This is a genomic window from Bacillus sp. JJ1503 (genome assembly GCF_036965125.1).
In the GTDB taxonomy this organism is placed as follows: domain Bacteria; phylum Bacillota; class Bacilli; order Bacillales; family Cytobacillaceae; genus Cytobacillus.
Window position 1 is genome coordinate 1 of sequence record NZ_JBALOZ010000471.1, and the last position, 6,175, is coordinate 6,175.

The following is a 6,175-nucleotide window of genomic DNA, read 5'->3' on the forward strand; positions in this document are numbered from 1 at the left end:
TTATTATCTAATGAACTAATAATGAAAGCAGGAGATTTTATTGACATATGTATTTATTGGGATAGGGGGTATAGTTGGAAGTCTCCTTAGATTTTTCTTATTCACGATTTCTGTTTCCCTTTGGGGAGAAGGTTTTCCCATCGGTACACTTATAACCAATATTATTGGAGCACTGCTTTTAGGATTATTTACAAAGAAATTCAGCCTAAGCGGGAGAATGAATCAACAATTAAAGGTTGCTATTAGTACGGGAGCAATTGGCTCCTTTACAACGTTATCAGCATTAAGCTCAGATGCCGTTCTATTATTGACTCGCGGATCGTATTTTTTTGCTTTTTTATATGTTTTCATTAGCTTATTTGGGGGGCTAGCTGCCATTTACTTAGGCTTTAAATTAGTGGAACAGCGGGATCGTGAGGAAGAAAAATGATCATAAATATATTGTTAATCTGTATAGGCGGATTCCTTGGAGCTATTTGCAGGTATAAACTTTCTATACTATTGAATAGTCATGTACAGGATAAAATCCCTTTTGGAACGCTTTTTGTTAATTTAGTGGGGTCTTTTTTATTAGGAGTCATCATCGGAATGGGTGAAGGTGAGCATATTCATTTTTTAATGGGAACAGGGTTTATGGGTGCATTCACCACTTATTCAACATTTAATTTGGAGGCTGTTATGCTTCTGCAGGCAAATAAAAAGGTACAAGGCATTACCTATTTAATGTTAACCTATTTATTAGGGATAGTGCTTGCATTTTTTGGCTTTATCATAGGGAAAATGTAAAGAGGGTGATTAAATCACCCTCTTTTCTATTTGTCGCTAATCGAATTTGATGTTTGCAGTACTTCCTTTTTTTCAGACGGGTAAAGCCTTTTCCCAATTATTGTTTGAATCGTTAGGAATATACCGCCGACAGTCCAATATAGTGGTAATGCAGCTGGTGCATTTAAAGAAACCATTACAATCATAATCGGAGACAAGAGCCCCATAAATTTCATCTGTTGCTGCTGTTGAATAGGCATTGTTGCCTGTGAAACCTTGAATTGAAAGAAGTATACGATCCCCGCAGCAACTGTAATCCAAATATCAGCGTGACCAAGATTAAACCACAAGAAGGAGTGGGTGGCAATTTCTTCTGATCCTCTTATGGCATAATAAAATCCCATTAAAATTGGCATTTGAATAAGGATTGGCAGACATCCCATATTTAGCGGATTCACACCATGCTTCTTGTAAAGTCCCATTAATTCTTGTTGCAGCTTTTGCTGTTCTTTCGGGTCCTTTGTTTCTTTCAATTTCTTTTGGATCTCGTCCATTTCAGGCTTTAGAGCGTCCATTTTTTCTTTCATGAGGCGCTGGTTTTTATACTGTTTTAACATAAACGGCATAAGTATTAGCCTAATGCCAAGAGTAATGATGATAATCGCAATCCCATAATTATCATGAAAAATGGCAGCTGTTCCATGAATGAGTATTGAAAATGGTTCGACAAGAAATTTATGAAAAAATCCATCATTGCTTTGGCCATTTTGTGAAGAACATGCTGATAATAATAAGACTGCTACTGATATTAGCGTGAAAAGAAAAATATTTTTCTTGTTTTTCATTTGTGTGACTCCTCCTAGTCTTGTTTTAACTTAGTTGGAAGGAGTCACTGTCTGGATCATCGCTTTGATCATCTATTTTTCTTGCACATTTTGATATCCAAATTAAAAATGGATTCCTTTGAACATTCATTCTTAAATGCTGAATTGGAATAATTGTATGAGAATCCAATCGATCTGTATTATTTATTGAATCATGAAAAGAGTATTGGATATTCCATACCCATAAAAATTTCATCATGAGCCCTAATATAAAACTGACATAGATGGCATGATCAGCCGGAATATTGGAAGCATCCATCAAAAAATCTAACATATACTCACCTCGGTATCTTAGGGCAATGGGTAAATTATAATTGATTTTTGATTACGGTGCAATTGAAAACACTATCCAATTTAATGGGAGCTTAAATATAATGGTTGTACCAATATTAAGGAAGTAATAGAATATAGGATGGACTGACTATTTGATTGAACGGTGGGGTATTTTGTCTTTTTTTAAGCGAAAAACGTTATTAACAATTGCAAAGGTTTTATTTCCAATTCTGATCTTGCTATTAATCAGCTATGAAGCGAAAGGTTTGTTTAAGGATTTTAACTGGAACTTAATTGACCTATATTTAGACAGGCTTTCTCTCCAGAGAATTATTTTGATATTTATCCTTGGATTAATTGCCTTGATTCCGATGTTTTTTTATGATGTGGTTCTTTTTCAAATTTTTAAAAGCAGAGTTCGAAAGAGGCAGTTTATTTTTTATTCCTTATCTGCAAATGCTTTCTCAAATTTAGTTGGATTTGGCGGGGTGGCCGGAGCAACTTTACGATCTATTTATTATCGCAAATATGCGACTGATTCTATTCCTGTCATTAGGATCATTGCAAAAATTTCTCTGTTTTATTTAACAGGGCTATCTATTCTTTCCTGGCAAGTAGCATTTACGGATATGCATGTTTATGCCGAAATCAAGTTTATGAAATTTGCCGTCTGGGCTATTGCAGCCTATACACCGGTTTTACTTATTCTTTTTTCATTTAGAAAAAAGTTTTGGAGCTTGGAAAACTTACAAAAGGGTTTTATTGCTGAATTAATAACCATCTCCATATTTGAATGGTTATTTGTTGGAATATGTATATGGGGGATTGCTCACTTATTGAGCGTAGCTGTTCCATTTTCAATTATTTTTCCGATCGTGATTATCTCGGCTTGTGCAGGTATCATTAGCCTTATTCCAGGAGGGATTGGGTCATTTGACTTAGTTTTTCTTATTGGAATGGAGACATACGGGATTCCAGCAGAATTAAGCTTGTTAATTATCATGTTTTATCGGCTTAGCTATTATATTTTTCCTGTTTTATTAAGCACGCCTTTTGTAATTTTTCAAATGGCTGCTAAAAAAAATCAAAGCTAAACAAAGTGACTTTTTTCTATCAAGTCCTTTTGTTTAGTTTTTTATATACATTTCTATCGGTTCAATATTGTGTAATCCTACAATTTAGAGGGTAAAATGGTAGTATTAATACTTTGCTAGGGGGATTTTTAATGCATCATTATTTTCAGGATGATAGTCTAACTCTGCATACTGACTTATACCAAATAAATATGGCAGAAACCTATTGGGAAGACGGAATTCATAATAAAAAGGCTGTGTTTGATTTATATTTCCGTAAACTTCCTTTTAATAATGGATATGGAGTCTTTGCTGGACTGGAAAGAGTAATAGAATATATTAATCAATTCCATTTTTCTGAAAGTGATATAACATATTTAAGAGACGTATTAGGTTATCGGGAGGATTTCCTTGAATATTTAAAAACACTTACATTTACAGGCTCCATTCGTTCAATGTCAGAAGGAGAACTTGTATTTGGAAATGAGCCGCTTATGAGAATCGAGGCACCGCTTGCACAGGCACAATTAATCGAAACGGCTCTTCTGAACATCATTAATTATCAAACGTTAATTGCGACAAAGGCTGCTCGGATTAAGGAAGTACTAGGCGAAGAAACGGCGATGGAGTTTGGATCTAGAAGAGCACATGAAATGGACGCAGCCATCTGGGGAGCAAGAGCTGCTTTCATAGGAGGATTTCAGTCAACATCTAACGTAAGAGCAGGTAAGAAATTTAATATTCCTGTTTCAGGTACACATGCCCATGCACTTGTTCAAGCCTACCAGGATGAATATACTGCCTTCCATAAATATGCAAGAAGACATAAAAATTGCGTTTTTCTAGTTGATACGTATGATACATTGAAATCGGGTGTGCCAAATGCCATAAAAGTCGCAAAGGAGCTCGGAGATCAAATAAACTTTATAGGTATTAGGCTAGATAGTGGAGACTTGGCCTATTTATCTAAGGAAGCGAGAAAAATGCTTGATGAAGCTGGTTTTCCAAATGCCAAAATAGTTGCCTCAAATGATCTGGATGAATATACGATCTTAAACTTAAAGGGGCAGGGGGCAAAAATAGATTCATGGGGTATTGGTACTAAATTAATTACCGCCTATGACCAAGCTGCTTTAGGTGCTGTCTATAAGCTCGTCTCTATTGAAAACGAATCAGGTCAAATGGTCGATACGATCAAGATCAGCGGAAACCCAGAAAAGGTGACAACACCGGGAATGAAAAGGGTATATCGGATTATTAATAAAGAGAACCAAAAGTCCGAAGGGGACTATATTACTTTAGAGGACGAAAATCCACAGGAAGAAAAACGGTTGAAAATGTTCCATCCTGTTCACACGTATATAAAGAAGTATATTTCTAATTTTGAAGCAAAAGAGCTGCATAAGGATATATTTGTAAACGGTAAGCTAGTGTACACAATACCTAAACTGACAGATATTCAACAATTTGTTAAAGAAAATCTATCTTTACTTTGGGAGGAAAACAGGCGTTCATTAAATCCAGCAGAATATCCGGTCGACTTAAGTCAGAAATGCTGGGATAATAAAATGGAGCATATTAGAAGAGTAAAAGATAAAGTGAACAAGCTTTAAATAAGATCAGGGGAATGGGACAGCATCGTTAAGCGGGAGGAAGAAAAATGACAATTCAAAAGGAAATAATGGAGAAATTGCATGTCAATCCACATATAGATCCAAAGGAAGAAGTCAGAAATCGAATTACTTTTTTAAAAGAATATTTAATAAAAACAAGAGCGAAGGGTTATGTTCTTGGCATTAGCGGCGGGCAGGATTCAACACTTGCAGGGAAACTGGCGCAGCTGGCAGTAGAAGAGTTACGGAAAGAGGACCATGAAGCCATGTTTATCGCCGTTCGCCTTCCTTATGGCGTTCAAGGAGATGAAGAAGATGCAAAGCTGGCACTTTCATTTATTAAAGCTGATCGGGAATATGTATTTAACATTAAATCAGCCGTAGATGACATTCAACATGAATATAACTCAATTGTAATAAATAACTCATTAAGTGATTATCAGAAGGGTAATGTAAAGGCAAGAATGAGAATGATTGCCCAATATGCATTTGGCGGAGAGAGCGGGTTGCTAGTCATTGGCACTGACCATGCTGCAGAGGCCATCACAGGCTTTTATACGAAATTTGGCGATGGGGGTGCAGATGTCACTCCGCTGACCGGGCTAACAAAACGGCAAGGAAAAGCACTTCTAAAGGAATTAGGTGCCGATGAAAGGCTTTATTTAAAAGTGCCAACAGCAGACCTTCTTGATCTAAAACCGGGACAGGCAGATGAAACAGAACTTGGGATCTCATACGATGAACTCGATGATTATCTCGAGGGTAAACAAGTAAGCCAAGATGCAGTTGATAAAATTGAGAGACGCTATCTCTTGTCTGAGCATAAAAGAAGAATGCCAGCAAGCATGCATGACAATTGGTGGAAATAAAGGATAAACAGCGTTAGGAAAATTCCTAACGCTGTTTTTTTAATCCACCACAATATACGCGATCATCGGTCCATTTTGTTCTTTTCCATGATGGGTATGACAAATTAATCTATATATCCCTTCTTTTTTGAAATGGAGAGGGACAACCGTATCCTCACCTTTTTTCACAATTCCTTTAATATCGGTTCCTTCAATAGAAAATGGATGCTCAGCCCCATTCACGCCTGAAATAATAAGATTTACTTTTTCTCCTTCTTTCACAAAAATCGTTCCCGGGTCCCAACGGTATGACTCAATCTCTTTCCCATTTGGAAGCTTAGCTTTAAATTCTCCTGTCACCATATGAATTTCTCGAACTTCCTCATTTGCCTCTTGGTTAAATACAGATATCGCACCTTTGTTAACAATTAACCAAATTGATGCAGAGGCTACTGCTACAAAGATAACTAAAAACATGATGATGGCTCTTTTTTTCAAAATCAAAAATGGCATTTGCTTTCTCCCCCCATTAAATGTTTGTCCATTATTATAGATATGCTGATAGGGGGGAAGAACTTGTCTAAATTATTTATTTTTCTTCATAATTCCTCATTAGACTTGGAATGACTAGTACATTCTTCCTGATTTAGCCGAAATACCTGTAAAAATTATACATAATATAGATATAATTAATACATATGTCGGAAAGGGGATGGAAT

8 protein-coding genes are annotated in these 6,175 nt (G+C 36.1%); 5 read left to right on the forward strand and 3 right to left on the reverse strand.

Annotated elements, in window-relative coordinates; all coding sequences use genetic code 11:
* The first annotated feature begins 40 nt into the window (after positions 1-40).
* Positions 41-430 (forward strand): fluoride efflux transporter CrcB, encoded by a 390-nt coding sequence (crcB, locus tag V7149_RS25350; protein WP_335348331.1) that lies wholly within the window; start codon positions 41-43, stop codon positions 428-430.
* The gene (gene crcB / locus V7149_RS25355) at positions 427-786 is read left to right on the forward strand and encodes a fluoride efflux transporter CrcB (protein ID WP_335348332.1); all 360 of its coding nucleotides are present in this window, start codon (positions 427-429) and stop codon (positions 784-786) included. Before crcB (V7149_RS25350) ends, crcB (V7149_RS25355) begins: the two co-directional genes overlap by 4 nt.
* A gap of 26 nt (positions 787-812) precedes the next feature.
* Here the strand turns inward: crcB (V7149_RS25355) and yidC are convergent, their stop codons facing one another.
* Both yidC and V7149_RS25365 read right to left on the reverse strand, forming a co-directional pair.
* On the reverse strand, positions 813-1,610 hold the full coding sequence (yidC, locus tag V7149_RS25360; RefSeq protein ID WP_335348333.1) for a membrane protein insertase YidC: 798 nt from the start codon (positions 1,608-1,610) through the stop codon (positions 813-815).
* 25 nt (positions 1,611-1,635) lie between these two features.
* Entirely contained in the window at positions 1,636-1,923 is a 288-nt protein-coding gene (locus V7149_RS25365; RefSeq protein ID WP_335348334.1) for a hypothetical protein, read from the reverse strand.
* A 151-nt stretch (positions 1,924-2,074) separates the two neighbouring features.
* On the opposite strand from V7149_RS25365, the gene V7149_RS25370 reads away from it, so the two are divergent.
* The 3 genes from V7149_RS25370 to nadE all read left to right on the forward strand — a co-directional run bounded on the left by V7149_RS25370 (position 2,075) and on the right by nadE (position 5,477).
* Positions 2,075-3,016, forward strand: coding sequence for a UPF0104 family protein (locus V7149_RS25370; protein WP_335348335.1), 942 nt, complete (start codon positions 2,075-2,077; stop codon positions 3,014-3,016).
* A 131-nt stretch (positions 3,017-3,147) separates the two neighbouring features.
* A complete protein-coding gene (locus V7149_RS25375) occupies positions 3,148-4,608 on the forward strand; it encodes a nicotinate phosphoribosyltransferase (RefSeq protein WP_335348336.1) in 1,461 nt (486 codons plus the stop codon).
* A 47-nt stretch (positions 4,609-4,655) separates the two neighbouring features.
* Positions 4,656-5,477, forward strand: a complete 822-nt coding sequence (nadE, locus tag V7149_RS25380) for an ammonia-dependent NAD(+) synthetase (RefSeq protein WP_335348337.1) — start codon at positions 4,656-4,658, stop codon at positions 5,475-5,477.
* A 39-nt stretch (positions 5,478-5,516) separates the two neighbouring features.
* Here nadE and V7149_RS25385 read toward each other — a convergent pair whose 3' ends face one another.
* Positions 5,517-5,969 (reverse strand): hypothetical protein, encoded by a 453-nt coding sequence (locus V7149_RS25385; RefSeq protein ID WP_335348338.1) that lies wholly within the window; start codon positions 5,967-5,969, stop codon positions 5,517-5,519.
* Positions 5,970-6,175 lie beyond the last annotated feature (206 nt).